Origin of the sequence: Streptomyces sp. NPDC058674 (assembly GCF_042716505.1) — a bacterium.
Taxonomy (GTDB): domain Bacteria; phylum Actinomycetota; class Actinomycetes; order Streptomycetales; family Streptomycetaceae; genus Streptomyces.
In genome coordinates this window covers 1-24,034 of sequence record NZ_JBHXSC010000031.1, presented here as the reverse complement: position 1 = coordinate 24,034, position 24,034 = coordinate 1, and the positions used below count along the sequence as shown (strand labels likewise).

General features: G+C 70.4%; 18 protein-coding genes. 17 read left to right on the top strand and 1 reads right to left on the bottom strand.

The window, feature by feature from the left end; genetic code table 11:
• Positions 1–161: 161 nt before the first annotated feature.
• From tig to clpX, 4 genes are all read left to right on the top strand, one after another.
• Positions 162–1,559 carry a trigger factor gene (gene tig / locus ACFWU6_RS17930; protein ID WP_383981847.1) on the top strand — a complete coding sequence of 466 codons (1,398 nt, stop codon included), beginning with the start codon at positions 162–164 and terminating at the stop codon, positions 1,557–1,559.
• 275 nt (positions 1,560–1,834) lie between these two features.
• A complete protein-coding gene (locus tag ACFWU6_RS17925) occupies positions 1,835–2,452 on the top strand; it encodes an ATP-dependent Clp protease proteolytic subunit (protein WP_150519636.1) in 618 nt (205 codons plus the stop codon).
• 55 nt (positions 2,453–2,507) lie between these two features.
• On the top strand, positions 2,508–3,179 hold the full coding sequence (locus ACFWU6_RS17920; protein ID WP_383801837.1) for an ATP-dependent Clp protease proteolytic subunit: 672 nt from the start codon (positions 2,508–2,510) through the stop codon (positions 3,177–3,179).
• Positions 3,180–3,332: 153 nt separating this feature from the next.
• Positions 3,333–4,619, top strand: coding sequence for an ATP-dependent Clp protease ATP-binding subunit ClpX (gene clpX / locus ACFWU6_RS17915; RefSeq protein ID WP_383801834.1), 1,287 nt, complete (start codon positions 3,333–3,335; stop codon positions 4,617–4,619).
• Positions 4,620–4,724: 105 nt separating this feature from the next.
• Here clpX and ACFWU6_RS17910 read toward each other — a convergent pair whose 3' ends face one another.
• Positions 4,725–5,687, bottom strand: coding sequence for a hypothetical protein (locus ACFWU6_RS17910; RefSeq protein ID WP_383801831.1), 963 nt, complete (start codon positions 5,685–5,687; stop codon positions 4,725–4,727).
• A 127-nt stretch (positions 5,688–5,814) separates the two neighbouring features.
• Between ACFWU6_RS17910 and ACFWU6_RS17905 the strand changes: the two genes are divergently transcribed.
• The 13 genes from ACFWU6_RS17905 to ACFWU6_RS17845 all read left to right on the top strand — a co-directional run bounded on the left by ACFWU6_RS17905 (position 5,815) and on the right by ACFWU6_RS17845 (position 23,733).
• The gene (locus tag ACFWU6_RS17905) at positions 5,815–8,436 is read left to right on the top strand and encodes a valine--tRNA ligase (RefSeq protein ID WP_383801829.1); all 2,622 of its coding nucleotides are present in this window, start codon (positions 5,815–5,817) and stop codon (positions 8,434–8,436) included.
• Positions 8,437–8,746: 310 nt separating this feature from the next.
• A complete protein-coding gene (locus ACFWU6_RS17900; protein ID WP_383801826.1) occupies positions 8,747–9,895 on the top strand; it encodes a sensor histidine kinase in 1,149 nt (382 codons plus the stop codon).
• Between the two features lie 178 nt (positions 9,896–10,073).
• Positions 10,074–11,603, top strand: a complete 1,530-nt coding sequence (locus ACFWU6_RS17895; RefSeq protein ID WP_383981845.1) for a bifunctional folylpolyglutamate synthase/dihydrofolate synthase — start codon at positions 10,074–10,076, stop codon at positions 11,601–11,603.
• 2 nt (positions 11,604–11,605) lie between these two features.
• Positions 11,606–11,965 carry a DUF4233 domain-containing protein gene (locus ACFWU6_RS17890; RefSeq protein ID WP_383801820.1) on the top strand — a complete coding sequence of 120 codons (360 nt, stop codon included), beginning with the start codon at positions 11,606–11,608 and terminating at the stop codon, positions 11,963–11,965.
• A gap of 64 nt (positions 11,966–12,029) precedes the next feature.
• The gene (gene ndk / locus ACFWU6_RS17885) at positions 12,030–12,440 is read left to right on the top strand and encodes a nucleoside-diphosphate kinase (RefSeq protein ID WP_030710854.1); all 411 of its coding nucleotides are present in this window, start codon (positions 12,030–12,032) and stop codon (positions 12,438–12,440) included.
• 305 nt (positions 12,441–12,745) lie between these two features.
• Positions 12,746–13,765, top strand: coding sequence for a rod shape-determining protein (locus ACFWU6_RS17880; RefSeq protein WP_069923827.1), 1,020 nt, complete (start codon positions 12,746–12,748; stop codon positions 13,763–13,765).
• Between the two features lie 170 nt (positions 13,766–13,935).
• Positions 13,936–14,883, top strand: coding sequence for a rod shape-determining protein MreC (gene mreC, locus ACFWU6_RS17875; RefSeq protein WP_383801816.1), 948 nt, complete (start codon positions 13,936–13,938; stop codon positions 14,881–14,883).
• Positions 14,884–14,896: 13 nt separating this feature from the next.
• Positions 14,897–15,601 carry a rod shape-determining protein MreD gene (gene mreD, locus ACFWU6_RS17870; protein WP_383981843.1) on the top strand — a complete coding sequence of 235 codons (705 nt, stop codon included), beginning with the start codon at positions 14,897–14,899 and terminating at the stop codon, positions 15,599–15,601.
• 13 nt (positions 15,602–15,614) lie between these two features.
• Positions 15,615–17,786, top strand: coding sequence for a penicillin-binding protein 2 (gene mrdA, locus ACFWU6_RS17865; RefSeq protein ID WP_383801811.1), 2,172 nt, complete (start codon positions 15,615–15,617; stop codon positions 17,784–17,786).
• Between the two features lie 5 nt (positions 17,787–17,791).
• Complete coding sequence (gene rodA, locus ACFWU6_RS17860) at positions 17,792–18,991, top strand: rod shape-determining protein RodA (RefSeq protein ID WP_383801808.1); 1,200 nt, start codon at positions 17,792–17,794, stop codon at positions 18,989–18,991.
• A gap of 49 nt (positions 18,992–19,040) precedes the next feature.
• Positions 19,041–20,576: a CHAD domain-containing protein gene (locus tag ACFWU6_RS17855; protein WP_383801805.1), complete on the top strand. Its 1,536-nt coding sequence runs from the start codon at positions 19,041–19,043 to the stop codon at positions 20,574–20,576.
• A 73-nt stretch (positions 20,577–20,649) separates the two neighbouring features.
• A complete protein-coding gene (locus ACFWU6_RS17850) occupies positions 20,650–22,575 on the top strand; it encodes a TIGR03960 family B12-binding radical SAM protein (protein WP_383981841.1) in 1,926 nt (641 codons plus the stop codon).
• Positions 22,576–22,953: 378 nt separating this feature from the next.
• A complete protein-coding gene (locus ACFWU6_RS17845) occupies positions 22,954–23,733 on the top strand; it encodes a TIGR03936 family radical SAM-associated protein (protein WP_383801799.1) in 780 nt (259 codons plus the stop codon).
• The last annotated feature ends 301 nt before the right edge of the window (positions 23,734–24,034 follow it).

Sequence of the window (24,034 nt, the reverse complement as noted above, 5' to 3'; positions counted from 1 at the left end):
AGAGGGCCGCCACAAGATCGCGTTGTGGGCTGATTGCCGCTTGCGGTTACTATGCAAGCTGCGTGCCCGTGTGTCTGATGTACCGGGCCGAAGTCCGCTGAACCGCTGAATCGCAGCGTGACGGCAGAACCCCCAGCAGTCAGCCACAAGGAGACCGAACCGTGAAGAGCGCCGTGGAGACCCTGAACCCGACTCGGGTTCGGCTCACTGTTGAGGTGCCCTTCGAGGAGCTCAAGGACAGCCTCGACGCGGCCTACAAGAAGATCAACCAGCAGGTCACGGTGAAGGGCTTCCGCAAGGGCAAGATCCCGGCCCGCGTCATCGACCAGCGCTTCGGCCGCGGTGCGGTGCTGGAGGAGGCCGTCAACGACGCCCTCCCGAAGTTCTACACCGAGGCGGTCAACGAGGCCGACCTGAACCCGCTGGGCCAGCCCGAGGTCGACATCACGGAGCTGAAGGACGGCGAGCTGCTGGCCTTCACCGCCGAGGTCGACGTGCGCCCCGAGATCGAGATCCCGGACTACTCCGGCATCGAGGTCGAGGTCGACGCCATCGAGGTCTCCGACGAGGACGTCGAGAAGTCGGTCGAGCAGCTGCGCGGCCGCTTCGCGTCCACCAAGGACGTCGAGCGCGCCGCCGAGGAGGGTGACGTCGTCACCCTCGACCTCGAGGCCAAGGTCGACGGAGAGGTGCTGGAGGACGGCGTCGCCTCCGACGTGTCCTACACCATCGGCTCGGGCGAGCTTCTCGAGGGCATCGACGAGGCCGTCAAGGGCCTGGAGGCCGGCGGCGAGGCCACCTTCACCTCCCAGCTGAAGGGCGGCTCCGCCGAGGGCAAGGACGCCGAGGTCACCGTCAAGGTCACCAAGGTCTCCGCCCGCGAGCTGCCGGAGCTGGACGACGAGTTCGCGCAGATGGCGAGCGAGTTCGACACCCTCGACGAGCTCAAGGCCGACAGCCGTACGCGCCTTGAGAACGCGAAGCAGTACGAGCAGGCCACGCAGGCCCAGGAGCGCGTCCTGGAGAAGCTCCTCGAGCTCGTCGAGGTGCCGATCCCCGAGAAGCTCCTCGCGGACGAGGTCCAGACCCGCAAGCACAACCTGGAGCACCACCAGCTCGGCCAGATGGGTCTGACCATCGAGAAGTACCTGGAGTTCCAGGGCAAGACCGTCGAGGAGTTCGACGCCGAGACCTCCGAGCAGGCGGTCAAGGGCATCAAGACCCAGTTCGTCCTCGACGCGCTGGTCAACAAGGAGAAGCTGGGCGTCAACCAGGAGGAGCTCACCGAGCACCTCATGCGGCGCGCGCAGTCCTCCGGCATGTCCCCCGACCAGTTCGCCCAGGCCGTCGTCGAGGGCGGCCAGGTCCCGATGCTGGTCGGCGAGGTCGCCCGCGGCAAGGCCCTCGCGGTCGTCGTCGAGGCCGCCAAGGTCACCGACACCAACGGTGAGGTCGTCGACCTCTCGGACGAGGATGAGGACGAGGCCGCCGTGGAGGCCGCCCCGGCCGCCGACGCTGCCGAGGCCGACGCCGAGGACAAGGCCGAAGAGGCCAAGTAACACCCCGGGCCAGGCCCGCCGAGCAGTGCCCCGAAGGGCCCGGACGCAGCCGCGTCCGGGCCCTTCGGCACGGCCGCCGGAGGGGGTGCGCACCTTGCGCTCCGAGCGAACAGTTCGGGAAGCGGGATGGCGTTGTCCCACCTGCGCGTTAGGGTCCATGAATACGAGGGCACGGGAGTACCCGGAGCCGGCGGACTTGTCCGCACCGGTCGGGCCGCGCCCCAGAACGAGACGCTGAGACGGCACATGGCCGTCGGAGACGAGCAGGTGGATACGTGACGAATCTGAAGCCTTACGCCGCGGGTGAGCCGTCCATCGGTGGCGGCCTCGGCGACCATGTCTACAACCGGCTGCTCGGCGAGCGCATCATCTTCCTCGGCCAGCAGGTCGACGACGACATCGCGAACAAGATCACGGCGCAGCTCCTCCTCCTGGCCGCGGAGCCGGAGAAGGACATCTTCCTGTACATCAACAGCCCCGGCGGCTCGGTGACGGCGGGCATGGCGGTCTACGACACCATGCAGTACATCCCGAACGACGTCGTCACCATCGGCATGGGCATGGCGGCCTCGATGGGCCAGTTCCTGCTCACCGGCGGTGCCAAGGGCAAGCGCTTCGCCCTCCCGAACACCGACATCCTGATGCACCAGGGCTCCGCCGGCATCGGTGGCACCGCCTCGGACATCAAGATCCAGGCCCAGTACCTGCTGCGCACCAAGCAGCGCATGGCCGAGATCACCGCGTTCCACTCGGGCCAGACTGTCGAGGCGATCATCCGCGACGGTGACCGCGACCGTTGGTTCACCTCCGAGGAGGCCAAGGACTACGGCCTGATCGACGAGATCATCTCGGCCGCATCCAACGTTCCGGGCGGCGGCGGCACCGGAGCCTGATCTCCGGCAGCACCGTACGTACCCAGCAGCCGACAGCCCGCAGAACGCCACCAGGATGGTGAACACCTCGATGTACATGAACAACCTCTCTCCCGCCAGCGGCCTGCACACCGGCCCCCAGGTGGACAACCGCTACGTGATCCCGCGCTTCGTCGAGCGCACCTCGCAGGGCGTGCGCGAGTACGACCCGTACGCGAAGCTCTTCGAGGAGCGCGTGATCTTCCTCGGCGTGCAGATCGACGACGCCTCCGCCAACGACGTGATGGCGCAGCTGCTGTGCCTGGAGTCGATGGACCCGGACCGCGACATCTCCATCTACATCAACAGCCCCGGCGGCTCCTTCACCGCGCTGACGGCGATCTACGACACCATGCAGTTCGTGAAGCCGGACATCCAGACGGTCTGCATGGGCCAGGCGGCCTCCGCCGCCGCGGTCCTGCTCGCCGCGGGCACCCCCGGCAAGCGCATGGCCCTGCCGAACGCCCGCGTGCTGATCCACCAGCCCTCCGGCGGCACCGGTCGCGAGCAGCTCTCCGACCTGGAGATCGCGGCCAACGAGATCCTGCGCATGCGGGACCAGCTGGAGTCCATGCTGGCCAAGCACTCGACCACCCCGCTGGAGAAGATCCGCGAGGACATCGAGCGCGACAAGATCCTCACGGCCGAGGACGCCCTGGCGTACGGCCTGATCGACCAGATCATCTCCACCCGCAAGAGCTCGGCCTGATCCTTGCCGTCAGTTGGCGTGAGCACGCAGAAGCATTCGGCTGCGTGAACCACGTCAAGGGGGCCCCGCACGGGGCCCCCGGCAAGGTACCGTCGGATATGAGGCACCAGGAGCGCTGAACCAGGCGTCTCCCAGGCGAAGGGGAAGCACCTCGTGGCACGCATCGGTGACGGCGGCGACCTGCTCAAGTGCTCGTTCTGCGGAAAGAGCCAGAAGCAGGTGAAGAAGCTCATCGCAGGACCCGGTGTGTACATCTGCGACGAGTGCATCGACCTCTGCAACGAGATCATCGAAGAGGAACTCGCGGAGACCTCCGAGGTCCGGTGGGAGGAACTCCCCAAGCCCCGCGAGATCTACGAGTTCCTGGAGAGCTACGTCGTCGGCCAGGAGCCGGCGAAGAAGGCGCTCTCCGTCGCGGTGTACAACCACTACAAGCGGGTCCAGGCCGGCGAGAACGGCGGCGCGCAGGGCCGCGAGGACGCGATCGAGCTCGCGAAGTCCAACATCCTGCTGCTCGGTCCGACCGGTTCGGGCAAGACCCTGCTGGCGCAGACGCTGGCCCGCATGCTGAACGTTCCGTTCGCCATCGCCGACGCGACGGCGCTGACGGAGGCGGGGTACGTCGGCGAGGACGTCGAGAACATCCTGCTCAAGCTGATCCAGGCGGCCGACTACGACGTCAAGAAGGCCGAGACCGGGATCATCTACATCGACGAGATCGACAAGGTCGCCCGCAAGAGCGAGAACCCGTCGATCACGCGCGACGTCAGCGGCGAGGGCGTCCAGCAGGCGCTCCTGAAGATCCTGGAGGGCACCACCGCCTCCGTCCCGCCGCAGGGCGGACGAAAGCACCCGCACCAGGAGTTCATCCAGATCGACACGACGAACGTCCTCTTCATCGTGGGCGGCGCGTTCTCCGGTCTGGAGAAGATCATCGAGTCGCGCGCGGGTGCCAAGGGCATCGGCTTCGGGGCGACGATCCGCTCCAAGCGCGAGATCGAGGCCAGCGACCAGTTCCACGAGGTCATGCCCGAGGACCTGGTGAAGTTCGGGATGATCCCCGAGTTCATCGGCCGCCTCCCCGTCCTGACCTCCGTGCACAACCTGGACCGCGAGGCCCTGCTGCAGATCCTGATCGAGCCGCGCAACGCCCTGGTGAAGCAGTACCAGCGACTGTTCGAACTCGACGGTGTGGAGCTGGACTTCGAGCGCGAGGCGCTGGAGGCCATCGCGGACCAGGCGATCCTGCGCCAGACGGGCGCGCGCGGCCTGCGCGCCATCATGGAGGAGGTCCTGATGTCGGTGATGTACGAGGTCCCGTCCCGCAAGGACGTGGCCCGCGTGGTCATCACCTCGGACGTGGTCCGCTCCAACGTCAACCCGACGCTGGTCCCGCGGATCGTCCCGAAGGACCAGGGCCCGCAGGAGAAGTCGGCCTGACCCGCCGCCACCCGCACAGCCGGTACGCGAAAGGGGCGCCCCCGCCGGGGGCGCCCCTTACGCGTGTACGCGTAAACGCGTGGACGGACTTCCGTGCCGCTCCGGTTACTTCTTCACGCGGGCGGTGGCGTAGAGCTTGGCGCCGAAGTCCGCGGTCTGCTCCAGGGTGTAGCCCTTGTTCCCGCCGAGCACGGCGGCGATGTCCGTGGCCGAGACCACGCCGACGGTGCTGAAGTCACCCCAGATGCACAGGGGCATCGTGAATTCCTTGGGGCCCTTGGCGGTCGTGTCCTTCGAGCTGAGCTTGAGCTCCTGGCACTTCATGACGGCGCCCTTGAAGCCGGCCGGCGTCATCGCCTTGGGCGTGCCGATGAATTCGGCCGTCGCCTTCTTGTTCTCCTCGCCCAGGCCCTTCTTCGCGGCGGCGAAGTAGAGGTCCACGGCCTTCTCCGGGGCGGCGATCTCGCCGTAGATGCCCTGGAAGTTCAGCGACTTGAGCGACAGCGGGTTCGACGGGTCGCCGGACTGGTAGTCCATGCCGGCCTGGGCGGGGTCCTTGATGCCCGCCGCCTCGGCCTCCTTGCGGTCCTCGTCACTCAGGGTCTTCTGCGTGTACTTCGGGTTCTTCTTGAAGTCGCCCACCGCGTCCGGCGGGACGATCTTGTAGCCCTTGGTGGCCGCGGAGACGGCGCCCTCGGAGTCGCCGCCCTGCAGGAAGTACCAGCTGCCGCCCGCGATCACCGCGACCGCGACGACCGCGGCGATGACGATGCCCGTCTTCGACTTCTTCGGGGGCTGCTGCGGCGGCATCCCGCCGTACGGGGCCTGCGGCGGCACGCCGGGCTGCTGCGGGTAGCCGTAGCCGGCCTGCGGGGCGCCCTGGCCGTAGGGCGCCTGCTGCGGGGGCTGCTGCGGGTGTCCCTGCGGCGGCACGCCGGGCTGCTGCGGGTAGCCGTACCCGGGCTGGGGCGCGCCCTGGCCGTACGGACCGGGCGCGGGGGGCTGTTGCCCGTACGGTCCGGGCTGCTGAGGCTGCTGCCCGTACGGCCCTGGCTGGTTGTTGCTCATCCCGCGTCCCCCAATGAGGTGGCTTATACGTCTCACACATCCTGACGGAAGCCGGAGGCGGGCAGGGCGGCGGGCCCCTGGATTACCGGTTTCATGACTGGACTGTTACCGCTCTAAACTGTGCCCCGTGACCGAGAACACGCAGACACCCAGCGCCCCCGACTCAGAACTGCCGACCCAGTACGCGCCGGCCGAGGTGGAGGGGAAGCTCTATGAGCGCTGGGTAGAGCGTGGGTACTTCACGGCCGACCCGGCGAGCGAGAAGCCGCCCTACACCATCGTCATCCCGCCGCCGAACGTCACGGGCTCCCTGCACCTGGGGCACGCCTTCCAGCACACGCTCATGGACGCCCTGACGCGCCGCAAGCGCATGCAGGGCTACGAGGCCCTGTGGCTGCCCGGCATGGACCACGCCGGCATCGCCACCCAGAACAAGGTCGAGCAGCAGCTCGCCGAGGAGGGCAAGTCCCGCCACGACCTGGGCCGCGAGGAGTTCGTCGAGCGGGTCTGGCAGTGGAAGGAAGAGTACGGCGGCAGGATCCTCGGCCAGATGCGCCGCCTCGGCGACGGGGTGGACTGGTCGCGCGAGCGCTTCACCATGGACGAGGGGCTGTCCCGCGCCGTCCAGACGATCTTCAAGAAGCTCTACGACGACGAGCTGATCTACCGCGCCGAGCGCATCATCAACTGGTGCCCCCGCTGCCTGACGGCCATCTCCGACATCGAGGTGGAGTACCAGGACGACGCGGGCGAGCTCGTCTCGATCCGGTACGGCGAGGGCGAGGACACCCTCGTCGTCGCCACCACCCGCGCCGAGACGATGCTCGGTGACACGGCCATCGCCGTCCACCCGGACGACGAGCGCTACAAGCACCTGGTCGGCCGGCTCGTCAAGCTGCCGCTCACCGACCGCTCCATCCCGGTCGTCGCGGACACGCACGTCGACCCGGAGTTCGGCACCGGCTGCGTCAAGGTGACGCCCGCCCACGACCCGAACGACTTCGCCATCGGGCAGCGCCACGGCCTGCCCAACATGACGATCATGGACGAGCGCGGTGTCATCACCGTCCACGGCCCCTTCCTCGGCCTGGACCGCTTCGAGGCCCGTTCGGCCGTCGTCGGCGCGCTGCGCGAGCAGGGCCGGATCGTCGCCGAGAAGCGCCCGTACCAGCACTCCGTCGGGCACTGCTCGCGCTGCAGCACGACCATCGAGCCCCGTCTGTCCCTCCAGTGGTGGGTCAAGGTCGAGACCCTCGCCCAGGCGGCCGGTGACGCGGTCCGCGACGGCCGGGTCGCGATCCACCCGCGGGAGATGGAGAAGCGCTACTTCGACTGGGTCGACAACCTCAACGACTGGTGCATCTCGCGCCAGCTGTGGTGGGGCCACCGGATCCCGGTCTGGTACGGCCCGGACGGCGAGGTCCTCTGCGTCGGACCGGACGACGAGGCGCCCACCGGCGAGGGCTGGACCCAGGACACCGACGTCCTGGACACCTGGTTCTCCTCCGGCCTGTGGCCCTTCTCGACGCTGGGCTGGCCGGAGAAGACCCCGGACCTGGAGAAGTTCTACTCCACCGACGTCCTGGTCACCGGCCACGACATCATCTTCTTCTGGGTCGCCCGGATGATGATGTTCGGCCTGTACGCCATGGACGGCGAGGCGCCCTTCAAGACGATCGCGCTGACCGGCCTGGTCCGCGACGAGCGCGGCAAGAAGATGTCGAAGTCCTTCGGGAACGTCGTCGACCCGCTCGACTGGATGGACAAGTACGGCTCCGACGCCGTCCGCTTCACCCTGGCCAAGGGCGCCAACCCCGGTACCGACGTCCCGATCGGCGAGGACTGGGTCCAGGCCTCCCGCAATTTCGCCAACAAGATCTGGAACGCCACGCGCTTCGCGCTGATGAACGGCGCGACGATCGAGGGCGGTCTGCCCCCGGTCGAGAAGATGTCGGCGACCGACCGCTGGATCCTGTCCCGTCTGAACAAGACGGTCGCCCAGGTGGACGCGTACTACGAGGACTTCCAGTTCTCCAAGCTCAGCGAGGCCCTCTACCACTTCGCGTGGGACGAGGTCTTCGACTGGTACGTCGAGCTGTCGAAGACGACCTTCTTCGCGGGCGGCGAGGGAGCGCAGGTCTCCGGCCGGGTCCTCGGCGAGGTCCTGGACACCACCCTGCGGCTGCTGCACCCGGTGGTCCCCTTCGTCACCGAGACCCTGTGGACCACGCTGACCGGCGGCGAGTCCCTGGTCGTCGCCGACTGGCCGAAGGACAGCGGCTTCCGCGACGAGGCCGCCGAGGCGGAGATCGAGAACCTCCAGGCCGTGGTCACCGAGGTCCGCCGCTTCCGCGCCGACCAGGGGCTCCAGCCCGGCCAGAAGGTCCCGGCCCGCCTCGACCTGGCCGGTACCGCGCTGGCCGCGCACGAGGGCGCCATCCGCCAGCTGCTCCGTCTGCTGCCGGCGGGCGAGGACTTCAGCGCCACCGCGACCCTCCCGGTCGCCGGCGCCACGGTCGCGCTGGACCTGTCGGGCACCATCGACGTGGCCGCCGAGCGCAAGCGCCTCTCCAAGGACCTCGGCGCCGCCGAGAAGGAGAAGCAGCAGGCCGAGGCGAAGCTCGGCAACGAGGCCTTCCTGGCCAAGGCCCCCGACAACGTCGTGGACAAGATCAAGGGCCGTCTTGCCAAGGCCGAGGCGGACATCGCCCGGATCAAGGCCCAGCTGGACGGGCTGCCGCCCGCCTAGCAGCCCGTAGCGGTACGAAGAAGGCCCCCGCGCCGGCCGGCGCGGGGGCCTTCGCCGTGTGCCCGCCCCGTGCGGGGCCGGGCGCCACAGGGCGCGGCCGCTGAAGTCCGCCAGGACCCGCGCGGCCACCAGGCGTACACGGGCGATGGCGCCGACCCCGTGAAGCGCGGCCCGGCGGGGGCAGAACGGGAGGACCCGCGCACGCGGGGTCGTCCGCTCACTGTCCCGGGATGTCCGGAGTGCCCCACATCACGTGCCCCGGGGTCCGCGCGGCCCCGATCCGCTCCGGCGAGCACGGATGATGGAGGACATGCACGTCAAGCCCGTCGCCTCGGCGCCCCACCGGGCCGTGGCCGCCGGCCGCCGGCTCGCCGAGGGCTGGGCGGGCTCGCCGAGGGCGCTGGACGTGCTCACGGCCCTGGGCTGCCTGGTCCTGATGTCGCTGGACCTGCCGGGCCTGGCCGCCGCGGACAACTCGCTGGGTGGCCCGCTCGCCGCCTGCGTCCTTGCCGCCGGCTGCGCGACCCTGCTGCTGCGGCGCCGGATGCCCTGGCTGTCGTTCCTCGCGGCGCTCCTGTTCATCGGCTGGCTGCACGAGCTGACCCTGATCCAGTTCGCGCTGTACTCGGTGGGCCGCTACCGCGGGCGCCGGGCCGGGATTCTGGCCACGCTGGCCTACGTGGGCTTCGCGCTGGTGGTGTTCAGCGTGCCGGGCTGGCCCGGGCCGCGGGTCGAAACCCTCAGCTCCTTCCTCAGCCTGGTGGTGCCCATCGGGGTGCTCGCCTCGGCCGTCGGCATCGCCGCGTACCGGCACGACCTGGTGGCGGAGCTCACCGCGCGGCGGGCCGAATCGGCCGTGCTCCAGGCGGTCCAGCAGGAGCGCACCTCGGTCGCCCGCGACGTCCACGACTTCGTCGGGCGTGAGCTGACGCTGCTGACGGTGCGCTCCGAGGTGCTGTCGGTGCGGGCGCGGGAGACGGCCCACGCGCAGGACTTCGAGGAGCTGGCCGACACCGCGCGCCGGGCCCACCTGGTGCTGAACGACATCATCGTGCAGCGCGGGGAACGGGCGGCGACCCCCGGCGTCGACGGGCTGCCCCCGCTCGCCGAGGCGAGCGGGCGCGCCGGGTCGCCGGTACGGCTGCTCCTGGACCGGGAGGCGCACGCGCTGTCGCCGCTGCGGCAGGCGGCGGTCTACCGGGTGGTGCAGGAGTGCCTGACCAACGCCGCCAAGCACGCGCGCGGGGAGACCGTCGACGTGTCGGTCGCGGTGGAGGGGCCGCGGGTGCGGATCGCCGTGCGCAACGGGCTGCCCGAGCGGACCCCGGGCCGGGCCCCCGTGTCGGCGGGCTCGGGCACGGCGAGCATGGCCGAGCGGGTGCGCAGCCTGGGCGGAACCCTGAGCACGACGCGCACCGAGGACGCGTACGTCGTCGTCGCGACGCTGCCGCGGCGCTGAGGCAGCCGGCCGCCCCCGGACCGCTCCGGCCGGGTCCCCCGGACCGCCCGGGCCGGCCCCGCGGACCGCCCGGGCCGGACCCCCGGACCGCCCCCGCCCGGACCCCCGGATCGCTCCCGCCCGGACCCGCGGACCGCTCCCGCCCGCGGCCCGCTCCGCCGTCCGTAGACTGGGCCCCGTGAGTGAGCAGCAGCCCGAGAGCCACGGCCCCGACGATCTTGACCCCGTCCACGACGAGTTCGACCAGATCGTCGCGGAAGAGTCCGACCGCGATCCCGACCTGGCGGTGATCGAGGCCGGAAGCCGCACCCTGCGCGCCCAGGCCGGGCCGCCGCAGGGCGACCCGGTACCCGCCCACCCCACCGACCCGGAGGTCGCGAAGGCGCTCCTGGAGGTGGAACAGGAGCTCGCCACCCGCTGGGGCGAGACCAAGCTGGAGCCGTCCGTGGCGCGCATCGCCGCGCTGATGGACCTGCTGGGCGACCCGCAGCGCGCGTACCCCTCGATCCACGTGACCGGCACGAACGGCAAGACAAGCACGGCCCGCATGATCGAGGCCCTGCTGAACGCCTTCGAGCTGCGCACCGGCCGCTACACCAGCCCGCACGTGCAGTCGGTCACCGAGCGCATCAGCCTCGACGGGGCGCCGATCTCCGCCGAGCGGTTCGTGGAGACGTACCGCGACATCAAGCCGTACGTGGAGATGACCGACGCCGCCCAGGAGTACCGGCTGTCGTTCTTCGAAGTGCTCACCGCGATGGCGTACGCGGCCTTCGCGGACGCGCCCGTCGACGCGGCCGTGGTCGAGGTCGGCATGGGCGGCACCTGGGACGCGACCAACGTCATCGACGGCTCGGTCGCGGTGATCACCCCGATCAGCCTGGACCACACCGACCGGCTCGGCTCCACGCCCGGCGAGATCGCGCAGGAGAAGGGCGGCGTCATCAAGCAGGACGCCACCGTGATCCTGGCGCAGCAGCCGGTGGACGCGGCGCAGGTGCTCCTGAAGAAGGCCGTCGAGGCGGACGCGACGGTGGCCCGCGAGGGCATGGAGTTCGGCGTCGTCTCGCGCGAGGTCGCGGTGGGCGGGCAGCAGCTGACGCTGCGCGGTGTGGGCGGCGAGTACGACGGCATCTTCCTGCCGCTGTACGGCGCGCACATGGCCCACAACGCGGCGGTGGCGCTGGCCGCGGTCGAGGCCTTCTTCGGCATCGGCCAGGAGCACGCGCGGGTGCTGGACGCGGAGACCGTACGGAAGGCCTTCGCCTCGGTGACCTCGCCGGGCCGGATGGAGGTCGTACGGCGCAGTCCGACGGTGGTCCTGGACGCGGCCCACAATCCGGCGGGCGCGGCGGCCACCGCGGAGGCGGTCACCGAGTCCTTCGGGTTCAGCCGCCTGGTCGGGGTCGTGGCCGCCAGCGAGGGCAAGGACGTCCGCGGGGTGCTGGAGGCCTTCGAGCCGATCTTCGCGGAGGTGGTCGTGACGGAGAACTCCAGCCACCGGGCGATGGGCGCGGACGAGCTCGCGGGCATCGCGGTCGAGGTCTTCGGCGCGGACCGGGTGCAGGTGGAGCCGAGGCTGGACGACGCCCTGGAGGCGGCGATCACCCTGGCGGAGGAAGAGGCCGAGTACGGAGGGGCCGGGGTCCTGGTGACCGGTTCCGTGATCACGGTGGGCGAGGCCCGCCTGCTGATGAAGAGGGGCTGAGGATGCGCACGCTGTGTGCGAGCACGCTGATCGGCGAGTTCTTCGTGATCGGCTTCGCGGGCCTGGTGGCCATGAAGGACCCGGACCTCACCCAGGCGGAGGTCTGGACGGTCTGCGGCGTCACGATGCTCCTGTCGGTGCTGCTGTGCGGGATGCTGTCGCGGCCCGGGGCGGTCCCGCTGGGCTGGGCCCTGCAGATCGGGCTGATCGCCAGCGGGTTCGTCGTCCCGACGATGTTCTTCCTCGGCGCCGTGTTCGCCGGCCTGTGGTGGTGCTCGGTGCACTACGGCCGCAGGATCGACGCGATCAAGGCCCGCTGGGCGGCCGCCCAGGAGCCGCCCGCGGCGCCTGACGCTGCGTGACGGCTCCCCCCGACGGCCCTGTAGATTCGTCCCACCGCACCCGTATGCCGCAAGGAGCCGCACCATGACCCAGCGCACCCTCGTCCTGCTCAAGCCCGACGCCGTCCGGCGGGGCCTGGTCGGCGAGATCATCGGCCGGATCGAGCGGAAGGCCGGCTGGACCATTCCCGCGCTGGAGCTGCGCACGCTGGACCAGGAGACCCTGGAGACGCACTACGGCGAGCACAAGGGCAAGCCCTTCTACGAGCCCCTCATGGGCTTCATGGCGAGTGGCCCCGTCGTCGCCCTGGTGGTGGAAGGGGAACGTGTGATCGAGGGTGTCCGCCAGCTGGCCGGACCCACCGATCCGATCGCCGCGGCGCCCGGCTCCATCCGGGGGGACTTCGGCACCGTCACCCGGGAGAACCTGATCCACGCGTCGGACTCCGAGGAGTCCGCGGAGCGCGAGCTGAAGCTTTTCTTCCCTGCTCTCTGAGCTGTCCGGGCACTCTTTCCTGACGTGACATCAGCCAAATAGCGCTCATGACCTGGGGCGACCGAAGTAATTTCGGTCGCCCTACGGTATATCCGGCCACGACCGGGAACGACTGGGCAGAACACGACGTCACCACTAGGGGGGCGGGTATCCGCTCCGGCGGGATTGCCGGAGTCCCGTCGCGCGGTGTCCGTACCCACGGCACTACGATGGGGCCTCCACCCACACACCCACCTCGCCGACCTGACAGCAGCCGCTATCAACTGGAAGGCCAGACGCTCCTCATGGGGAACAAGGGGAACAACATGTCGTTCATCGGCCGTGACATGGCGATCGACCTCGGGACCGCCAACACGCTGGTGTACGTGAGGGGCCGGGGAATCGTCCTGAACGAGCCGTCCGTGGTCGCCATCAACACGAACACCGGCGGCATCCTGGCGGTCGGCTCCGAGGCGAAGAAGATGATCGGGCGCACGCCCGGCAACATCGTCGCCGTACGACCCCTCAAGGACGGCGTGATCGCCGACTTCGAGATCACCGAGCGTATGCTCCGGTACTTCATCCTCAAGATCCACAAGCGCCGCTACCTGGCCAGGCCGCGCGTCGTGGTCTGCGTACCCTCCGGCATCACCGGAGTGGAGCGCCGCGCCGTCATCGAGGCGTCCACGCAGGCCGGTGCCCGCCAGGTGCACATCATCGAAGAGCCGATGGCCGCCGCCATCGGCGCGGGGCTGCCCGTCCACGAAGCCACCGGAAACATGGTCGTGGACATCGGCGGCGGCACCACCGAGGTCGCCGTCATCTCCCTCGGCGGAATCGTCACGGCACAGTCCATCCGGGTGGCCGGGGACGAGCTCGACAACGCGATCATCCAGCACATCAAGAAGGAGTACTCGCTCCTCCTCGGTGAGCGGACCGCCGAGCAGATCAAGATCACCATCGGGTCGGCCTACGACCTCGACAAGGACGAGCACACCGAGATCCGCGGCCGCGACCTGGTCTCGGGCCTGCCCAAGACCGTGGTCATCTCGGCCGCGGAGGTCCGCAAGGCCATCGAGGAGCCCGTCAACGCCATCGTCGACGCCGTGAAGACGACCCTCGACAAGTGCCCGCCGGAGCTGTCCGGCGACATCATGGACCGCGGCATTGTGCTGACCGGCGGCGGCGCCCTGCTGCGCGGCCTCGACGAGCGGCTGCGCCGCGAGACGGGCATGCCCATCCACATCGCCGAGGACCCGCTCGACTCCGTCGCCCTCGGCTCCGGCAAGTGCGTGGAGGAGTTCGAGGCGCTCCAGCAGGTCCTGGACGCCCAGCCGCGCCGCTGAGGCGGACTCCCCAGGCCGGGGGCCGTGCGGAACACAAGAATCCGCCGTACGGGTGCTACCGCGCCCGTGCGGCGGATCGTTGATATACAGGCAAAAGACCTGTGCGGGCTCCGGCTCCACGGGAGCGGCTCCGCCGCGAAGATCTCTACGAGGAAGGCACGCCGCCGCACGTGAGGGACACACGAGAGAGCCGGCTGCTCCTGGTACTTCTGATCGCCATCGCGTTCGCACTGATCACGGTGGACATCAGAGCAGGAGAGGATTCTCCGGTCGACGGTGCCCGGCAGGCCGCCGCAACGGTCTTCGGCCCGGTCGAAGAGGGCGTCGCGACCGCCGTCGACCCCGTCGCCAACGCCATAGGCGCGGTACGCGACTCCGGTGACCGCCACGACCGCATCGCCGGCCTGGAGCGCGAGAACGCCCGGCTGAAGGTCAGCCTGGGCAGCGAGGACCAGACCCGCAGCCGCGTCCGCGAGCTCGACGAGATGCTCAAGCGGGCCGGCGCCGGGCAGTACGGGATCAAGGGCGCCGAGGTCATCGCGATAGGAGCGGCCCAGGGCTTCTCCTGGACCGTCACCATCGACGCCGGCAGCAAGGACGGCATCGAGCGGGACATGACCGTCCTCAACGGGGACGGCCTCGTCGGCCGGGTCTCCACCGTCGGCCCCGACACCGCCACCGTCGTCCTCGCCAACGACCCCGACTTCACCGTCGGCACCCGTCTGGAGAAGACCGGCGAGCTCGGCTTCGCCACCGGCCAGGGCGACCGCGCCATGTCCGTCCAGATGCTCAACGGCAAGGCCAAGATCAACCCCGGCGACCGGCTCGTCACCTTCGGCTCGCGCGGCAACAAGCCGTTCGTGCCCGGCGTTCCGATCGGTGAGGTGATCAAGGTCGACCCCTCGCGCGGCGACCTGACCCGCACCGTCTGGGTGAAGCCGGCCGTCGCCTTCTCCCGCCTCGACATCGTCGGCGTCGTGGTGATGCCGCCGCGCGAGGACCCGCGCGACGCCGTCCTGCCGCCCAAGCCCGAGGCGCCCAAGCCCACCCCGACCGTCACCGTGACGGTCACCCCGTCCGCGTCCGCCGGTGTGGCCGGCAAGCCGGCCGACGAGTAGGAGCAGACCGCCCATGCGCTTCAACCGGATCCTGCTCTCGGCCACCCTCGTGGTCGTCGCCCTCGTCGTCCAGGTCACCGTCCTGGGCCGGCTCCAGCTGCCCGGGGCCGTCCCCGACCTGCTCCTGCTCACCGTCGTCGCCCTCGCGCTCGTGTACGGGCACGTCAGCGGCGCCCTGATCGGCTTCGGCGCCGGGCTCCTCGCCGACCTGGCCCCGCCCGCGGACCACGCCGCCGGACGCTACGCGCTCGTGCTCTGCCTCATCGGGTACCTCGTCGGCCTGGTCCGCCCCGACAACGGGCGCTTCCGCTCCGCCTGGGGCCCGATGCTGGCCGTCGTCGGCGCCGCGATCGGCTCCACCCTGCTGTACGCGGGCGTGGGCGCCCTCGTCGGGGACACCGCCGCCCGCCACGTCGGCTTCACCGGCCTGCTGCTGACCGCGATCTTCTACGACCTGCTGCTCGCGCCCTTCACCGTGCCGTTCATCATGGCCCTGGCCCGGCGCGCCGAGAACGACCCGATGGCCGTCGAGGCCGGCGGCGGCCCCGCCCAGGGCAAGGACGTCTCCTCCGGCTGGCTGGCCGGCGGCACCGGCCTGCGCATCGGCAGCCAGCGCGGCGGCCTGCGGCTGAAGACCGCGCGGGGCCGGGCCGCCCGGGCCGGCCGCATAAAGGGCGTCAAGGTCGTGAAGAGCGTGAAGAGCGTCAAGAAACTGTGACGAGGGAGCAGCGGTGACCAACACTGCGGAAACCGGCCGCACCTCCCGGGTGCGCATCAGGCTCGTCATGATCCAGGTACTCGTCCTCTCGATGTTCCTCACCCTCGCCGGACGCCTGTGGTACCTCCAGGTCCGCAACGGCCAGGAGTACTACGACGAGGCCAAGAGCAACCACGTCCAGCAGGTCGTCCAGCCGGCCGTGCGCGGCTCGGTCCTCGACGCCCGCGGGGTCGCGCTCGCCGACAACGAGACCCGCCTGGTCGTGTCCGCCAGCCGTACGGCCCTGATGAAGATGCCGGACAAGGGCAAGGGCGTCATGACCCGCCTCGCCGGCGTCCTGGACATGAGCCCGCGAGAGGTCATGGACAAGGTCCGGCTCTGCGACTCCCAGACCCCCAGGCCCTGCTGGAACGGCTCCCCGTACCAGCCGATCCCGGTCACCCTCGAGGCCACCACGCAGCAGGCGCTGCAGCTGCGCGAACGCCCCGAGGAGTTCCCGGGCATCACCGCCGAGCCCACCGCGGTCCGCCGCTACCCGGCGCCCGGCGGGGCCCGCACCGCGCAGGTGCTCGGCTACCTCTCGCCGGTCACCGACGAGGAGATCCAGAAGGCCAAGAACACCGACTCGCCGCACCTGCGCTCCGACCAGGTGGGCCGCTCCGGGATCGAGCGCACCTACGACAAGGAGCTGCGCGGCAAGGCGCAGGTCACCTCGTACGAGGTCGACAACCTCGGCCGGGTCATGGGCCAGACCAAGTCCGACCCGGGCGTGGCCGGGTCCACCCTCGTCACGAGCATCGACGCCCGGGTCCAGGCCGTCGCCGAGTACGAGCTCCAGCAGGCGATGAAGACGGTCCGTCAGGAGACCGACAAGATCACGGGCCGCAAGTACGAGGCGGACTCGGGCGCCGTGGTGGTCATGGAGGTCAAGACCGGCCGGGTCGTCGCGATGGCCTCCCAGCCCGACTACGACCCCAATGCCTGGGTCGGCGGCATCTCGGCCACGGACTACGCCACGCTCACCAGCAAGAACTCCAACTACCCGCTGCTCAACCGGGCCATCCAGGGCCAGGCCCCCGCGGGCTCCATCTTCAAGGTGGTGTCGGCCAGCGCGGCCGTGCGGGCCGGCTACGCCTTCGGCGACAAGTACAACTGCAGCAGTTCCTACAGCCTCGGCGGCCGGAGCTTCGCGAACTTCGAGTCCAAGGGACACGGCCCCATCACCCTCGGCGACGCCCTCAAGTTCTCCTGCAACACCGTCTTCTACGCCCTCGGGCACAAGGAGTGGCAGCGAGACGGGGGCCTGAGCCCCAAGAAGGACGCCCACGACTGGTTCTACCGGACCGCCCGCGAGTTCGGGCTCGGGTCCGAGACGAAGATCGACCTGCCGAACGAGGTCACCGGCCGCATCCCCGACCGCCGGTGGAAGAAGAGCTTCTGGGCGGCCAACAAGAACTCGTGGTGCAAGCAGGGCAAGAAGGGCGGCACCTACGTCGAGCAGATCGCCTACGAGAGCTGCCTGGAGGGCAACCAGCTCAAGGCGTTCGACAGCATCAACTTCGCCATCGGCCAAGGCGACGTGCTCGTCACCCCCATCCAGATGGCCACCGCCTACTCGGCCATCAGCAACGGGGGCACCCTCTACAACCCCACCGTCGGCAAGGCCGTGATCAGCCCCGACGGCAAGCACGTCAAGATGATCAAGCCCCGGTCCCACGGCAGGCTGCCGATCGACGCCCAGACCGTCCGCAACCTCGACAAGGGCCTGCGCTCCGTCGTCGAGCCCGGCGGCACCGCCGCCTGGCGCTTCGGCGGCTGGCCCCTGGACAAGATCCCGATGCGGGCCAAGACCGGCACCGCCCAGGTCTACGGCAAGCAGACCACCTCGTGGCTGGCCACCTACACCGACGACTTCGCGATCGTCATGACCATCTCCCAGGGCGGCACCGGCTCCGGAGCCTCCGGCCCCGCCGTCCGCACCATCTACAACGCCATCTACGGGCTCGACATGGAGGGCAATCAGGACCCGAAGCGGGCCCTGCTGCTCAAGCCGGAGGCGAAACTGCCCCGGATCCTGCCCGACGGCTCCATCGAAGCCCCCGACATCAAGCCGTACGTGCCGCCGTCCCCGGAGGAGCTCGTGCCGCCCGCACTCGCCGGACCGCCCCCCGCACGGCAGGACTGAAGGACATGCAGACCGCGAACAAGTTCTCCGTATCCCGCTACGCGCCCGAGCGCGGCGGGCTGGCCAAGCTCACCGCCCGCGACTCCATGGTGCGCAGGCTTGACTGGCCGATACTCCTCTCGGCGCTCGCGCTGTCCCTCCTCGGCTGCCTCCTCGTCTGGTCGGCGACCCGCAACCGGACCTCCCTGAACCAGGGGGACCCGTACTACTTCCTCTACCGGCACGCGCTGAACACCGGCATCGGCCTGGTCCTGATGATCGGCACGATCTGGCTCGGCCACCGCACCCTGCGCGGCGCCGTGCCCGTGCTGTACGGGATCTCACTGCTGCTGATCATCGCGGTGCTCACCCCGCTCGGCGCCACCATCAACGGGGCCCACGCGTGGATCGTGATCGGCGGCGGATTCTCCCTGCAGCCCTCCGAGTTCGTGAAGATCACGATCATCGTGGGCATGGCGATGCTGCTGGCCACCCGGGTGGACGCGGGAGACCTCGCCCACCCCGACCACCGGACGGTCGTCAAGGCGCTCTGCCTGGCGGCCGCCCCCATGGGCATCGTCATGCTGATGCCCGACCTCGGCTCCGTGATGGTCATGGTCGTCATCGTGCTGGGCGTACTGCTCGCCTCCGGCGCCTCCAACCGGTGGGTGCTGGGCCTGCTCGGAGCCGGCGCCGGCGGAGCCGTCCTGATATGGCAGCTCGGCGTCCTGGACGAGTACCAGATCAACCGCTTCGCCGCCTTCGCCAACCCCGAGCTGGACCCGGCGGGCGTCGGCTACAACACCAACCAGGCGCGGATCGCGATCGGCTCCGGCGGCCTCACCGGCTCCGGACTCTTCAAGGGTTCCCAGACCACCGGCCAGTTCGTCCCGGAGCAGCAGACCGACTTCGTCTTCACGGTGGCGGGGGAGGAGCTCGGCTTCATCGGGGGCGGCCTCATCCTGTTCCTGCTGGGCGTCATCCTCTGGCGGGCCTGCATGATCGCCCGCGAGACCACCGAGCTGTACGGGACGATCGTGTGCGCCGGCATCATCGCCTGGTTCGCCTTCCAGTCCTTCGAGAACATCGGCATGACCCTCGGGATCATGCCGGTGGCCGGACTCCCGCTGCCCTTCGTCTCGTACGGGGGGTCGTCGATGTTCGCCGTGTGGGTGGCCGTCGGACTCCTCCAGTCGATCAAGGTGCAGCGGCCCTTGTCGGCCTAATCCGCCGTTCACCCTGGAGTCGTGATCCGTTCGGTACTAAATTCGGTCCATGGCGGACACGAAGCGCGAGATCGAGCGGAAATTCGAGTTCACGGGGAACGGCGGGAAGCGGTCCGGGAAGGCCCGGCGCTCCGTGCCCGACCTGACGGGCACGGCCGGCATCACGGCCGTGGCCGACCGGGGCACCGTCGAGCTGGACGCCGTCTACTACGACACCTCCGACCGGCGGCTCGCCGCCGACGGCGTCACCCTGCGCCGCAGAACGGGCGGAGAGGACGCCGGCTGGCACCTCAAACTGCCCGTCTCCCCGGGGGTCCGCGACGAGATCGCGGCCCCGCTCGGCGACACCGTCCCGGCCTCCCTGGCCGACCTCGTACGCTCCCGCGTCCGCAACTCCGCCCTGCTCCCGCAGGTCCGGCTGGCCTCCTCACGGCGCATCAGTCACCTGCTCGACGCCGACGGCGGCCTCCTCGCGGAGCTGGCCACCGACACGGTCCGCGCGGAGCGGGGCGAGGCCACCGCCGCCTGGACCGAGGTCGAGGTGGAGCTCGCCGACGGCGTGGACCCCGAGCTGCTCGACGCGGTCGAGGAGGTGTTCCGCAAGGCCGGCCTCACGGTCTCCGACGCCCCCTCCAAACTCGCCCGAGCCCTCGCCGAGACCGGCGCGGCGCCCCCCGCCCGCACCGCGTACCCCGGCCACGACGGCACGGCCGGCGCCCACGTGCTCGCGTACCTGCGCGCCCAGCGCGACAGCCTGGTCGCCCAGGACCCGGCCGTGCGGCGGAACCTGCCGGACTCCGTCCACCAGATGCGGGTCGCCACCCGCCGGCTGCGCAGCGCCTTCAAGACCTACCGCAAGGTGCTCGACCGCGACACCACCGACCCGGTCGGCGAGGAACTGCGCTGGCTTGCGGCCGAACTCGGCGTCGACCGCGACCAGGAGGTGCTGCTGGAGCGGATCCAGGGCCACCTCGACGAGCTCCCGCGCGCCCTGGCCATGGGCCCGGTCCGCACCCGGCTGCGCGTGTGGCACACCACCCGCCGCGCCGGGTCGCGACGCCGGGCCATGGCCGTGCTCGACGGCAAGCGGTACGCCGCCCTGCTGGACACCCTCGACGCCCTGCTCGACGGCCCCCCGCTGCTGGAGTCCGCCGCCCGGTCCGCGCGCGACGTGCTGCCCCGCGCGGTGCTGCGCGACTACGAGCGGCTCGCCGGACGGGTCGAGCGCGCCCTCGCCTTGGAGGGGGGAGAGGAGCGGGACGTGGCCCTGCACGAGGCCCGCAAGGCGGCCAAGCGCGCCCGCTACGCGGCGGAGGCGGCCGTCCCGGCGCTCGGCAAACCCGCGAAACGCCTGGCCAAGGCGGTCAAGTCGGTCCAGACCCTGCTCGGCGACCACCAGGACGGAGTGGTGGCCCGGGAAGCCCTGCGCGGCCTCGCCGTCCAGGCCCAGGGCGCCGGGGAGCCGGGCTTCACCTGGGGCGTGCTCTACGCCCGCGAGGAGGCACTGGCCGAGCGGAGCGAACGCGAGCTTCCGGACGTATGGGCCGCCGCGGCGGACCCGGAGCTGCGGGCGTCCCTGCGGTGATCACGCGGGCGGGGGGCCGCTGTGCCTCGGGGTACGCTTGAGAGTCGCCCCCTGCCCGCTTCATGAAAGTCGCGTGATGACCGAGTCGGTCTTCCCTCAGCTAGAGGCCCTGCTTCCGCACGTACAGAAGCCGATCCAGTACGTCGGCGGGGAGCTGAACTCCACCGTCAAGAACTGGGACGCATGTGACGTCCGCTGGGCGCTCATGTACCCGGACGCGTACGAGGTCGGGCTCCCGAACCAGGGCGTCATGATCCTCTACGAGGTGCTCAACGAGCGCGAGGGCGTGCTCGCCGAGCGCACCTACAGCGTGTGGCCGGACCTCGAAGCACTGATGCGCGAGCACAAGGTGCCCCAGTTCACCGTCGACAGCCACCGCCCGGTGTCGGCCTTCGACGTCTTCGGGCTCTCCTTCTCCACCGAGCTCGGCTACACCAACATGCTGACGGCCCTGGACCTCGCGGGCATCCCGCTGGAGGCCAGGAACCGCACCGTCGACCACCCCATCGTGCTCGCCGGCGGCCACGCGGCCTTCAATCCCGAGCCGATCGCCGAGTTCATCGACTGCGCGGTCATCGGAGACGGCGAGCAGGCCGTCCTCGACATGACCGAGATCATCCGGGCGTGGAAGGCGGAGGGCCGCCCGGGCGGGCGCGAAGAGGTCCTCCTGCGCCTGGCGAAGACCGGCGGCGTCTACGTCCCGGGCTTCTACGACGTCGAGTACCTGCCGGACGGCCGCATCGGCCGCGTGGTCCCGAACCGCTCCGGCGTGCCGTGGCGCGTGTCCAAGCACACCGTCATGGACCTCGACGAATGGCCCTACCCCAAGCAGCCCCTGGTCCCGCTCGCCGAGACCGTCCACGAGCGCATGTCCGTGGAGATCTTCCGCGGCTGCACCCGCGGCTGCCGTTTCTGCCAGGCCGGCATGATCACGCGCCCCGTGCGGGAGCGAAGCATCACCGGCATCGGCGAGATGGTGGAGCGCGGCCTCAAGGCGACGGGCTTCGAGGAGGTCGGCCTGCTGTCCCTGTCCTCGGCGGACCACACCGAGATCGCGGACATCGCCAAGGGCCTGGCCGACCGCTACACCGACGACAAGGTGGGCCTGTCCCTCCCGTCGACCCGGGTGGACGCCTTCAACGTCGACCTGGCCAACGAGCTGACCCGCAACGGCCGCCGCTCCGGTCTGACCTTCGCCCCCGAGGGCGGCTCCGAGCGCATGCGCAAGGTCATCAACAAGATGGTCTCGGAAGAGGACCTGATCCGGACGGTCGCCACCGCCTACGGCAACGGCTGGCGCCAGGTCAAGCTCTACTTCATGGTCGGCCTGCCGACCGAGACCGACGAGGACGTGCTCCAGATCGGCGACATGGCGGTCAACGTCATCGCCAAGGGCCGCGAGGTCTCCGGCCAGAACGACATCCGCTGCACGGTGTCGATCGGCGGATTCGTGCCGAAGCCCCACACCCCCTTCCAGTGGGCGCCGCAGCTGTCGGCCGAGGAGACGGACGCCCGCCTGGGCAAGCTCCGCGACAAGCTCCGCGGGGACAAGAAGTACGGCCGCTCCATCGGCTTCCGCTACCACGACGGCAAGCCGGGCATCGTCGAGGGCCTGCTCTCGCGCGGCGACCGCCGCATCGGCGACGTCATCCGCGCCGTGTACGAGTCCGGCGGCCGCTTCGACGGCTGGCGCGAGCACTTCAGCTACGACCGCTGGATGACGGCGGCCGAGAAGGCGCTGCCCGCGTACGGCGTGGACGTGGCCTGGTACACGACGCGCGAGCGCACCTACGAAGAGGTCCTGCCCTGGGACCACCTGGACTCCGGTCTCGACAAGGACTGGCTCTGGGAGGACTGGCAGGACGCCCTCGACGAGACCGAGGTCGAGGACTGCCGCTGGACCCCGTGCTTCGACTGCGGCGTCTGCCCCCAGCTCGACCTGGACATCCAGATCGGCCCGACGGGCAGGAAGCTGCTGCCGCTGTCGGTCGTGAAGTAGCCGGTAGCACTGCGCACGCAGAGGCCCCCGCCGATGACGGCGGGGGCCTCTGCGTGCGTCGTGCGGAGCGTGTCCGCCGACACGGAAAAGCGCCCGGAGCGCCCGAAACCCGGCGCGGGCCGGTGTACGACAGGCGCTGTTCGTCCCCCCGCACGGGAACCGTCGAGGTCACGGGCGCGTACTCTGGGTAGTACGACAGCCGCAGGCAACGCGCCCGCCCCCGAGACCTCCCTCCCCGAACGGCAGGGGTGAGCCGGAGGCAGGGCGTGGCCCGCCGGCTCCACGGACACCAGGGCGACGCGCGAGCCGCGAAGCCCCGCACAAGGAGAAGAACCACTGGGCAAGCGACAGCCCGAAGGCCCGCCTCCCGCACCGGTGGTGCAGCGCATCCGACTGCGCTACACCAAGCGCGGCCGCCTCCGGTTCACCAGCCACCGCGACTTCCAGCGCGCCTTCGAGCGGGCCCTGCGCCGCGCCGAGGTGCCCATGGCGTACTCGGCCGGCTTCACCCCCCACCCCCGCGTCTCGTACGCGAACGCCGCCCCGACCGGGACGGGCAGCGAGGCCGAGTACCTGGAGATCGCCCTCGCCGCGCCGCGGGACCCGGAGAAGCTCCGGGCCCTGCTGGACGAGTCCATGCCGAGCGGCCTCGACATCATCGACGCCGTGGAGGCCCGCACCTCGGGCCTCGCCGACCGGCTGACCGCCTCCGTGTGGGAGCTGCGCCTGGACGGCGTGGAGCCCGCCGAGGCCGAGCGGGCCGTGGCGGCCTTCCTCGCCGCCGAGTCCGTGGAGGTCCAGCGCCTTACGAAGAACGGCATGCGGACCTTCGACACGCGCGGCGCGGTGGTCAGCCTGGAAGCGCTGTCCGCCCCGGCTGATAGGCCCCTGGACAGTGCCTGTGCGATACTGCGGCTGGTTGTTCGGCATCTGACACCTGCCGTGCGACCCGACGACGTCCTGTCCGGTCTCCGAGCTGTGGCCGACCTGGCGCCGCCGGTCCCCTCAGCGGTGACCAGGCTGGCGCAGGGGCTCTTCGACGAGGAGTCCGGCACGGTGACCGACCCGCTCGCGCCCGACCGCGACGCTGACACGGCCGCTCCACCCACGGCCGCCGTGACAGCCGACGCGAAGGCGCCGGAAGGTCCCGCCGCGTAGGGATCGTCGTTGTCGCGCAGCCCTGGCACTCGGGAGCCACCTGGGTCGGGCAGCGCATTGACCTGAAGACTTCCGCCAGGCCGTACGGATGAACTCGTACGGAACCGGCGGCCATGGACTACAGCTCCCGTGTGGCGAACGCGCCCCGGAGGCCGGCTCCGCGCTCATTACGCGGAGGCGTGCCGGACCGGACGTCAGCCGCGGCGCCCGGGAGCGTGACGGGAGAACCGCCCGCAATGCTCAACAACGAAAACGACACCACCCCCGCCAACGCCGACAGCGGCAGCCCCAGCGACAACCC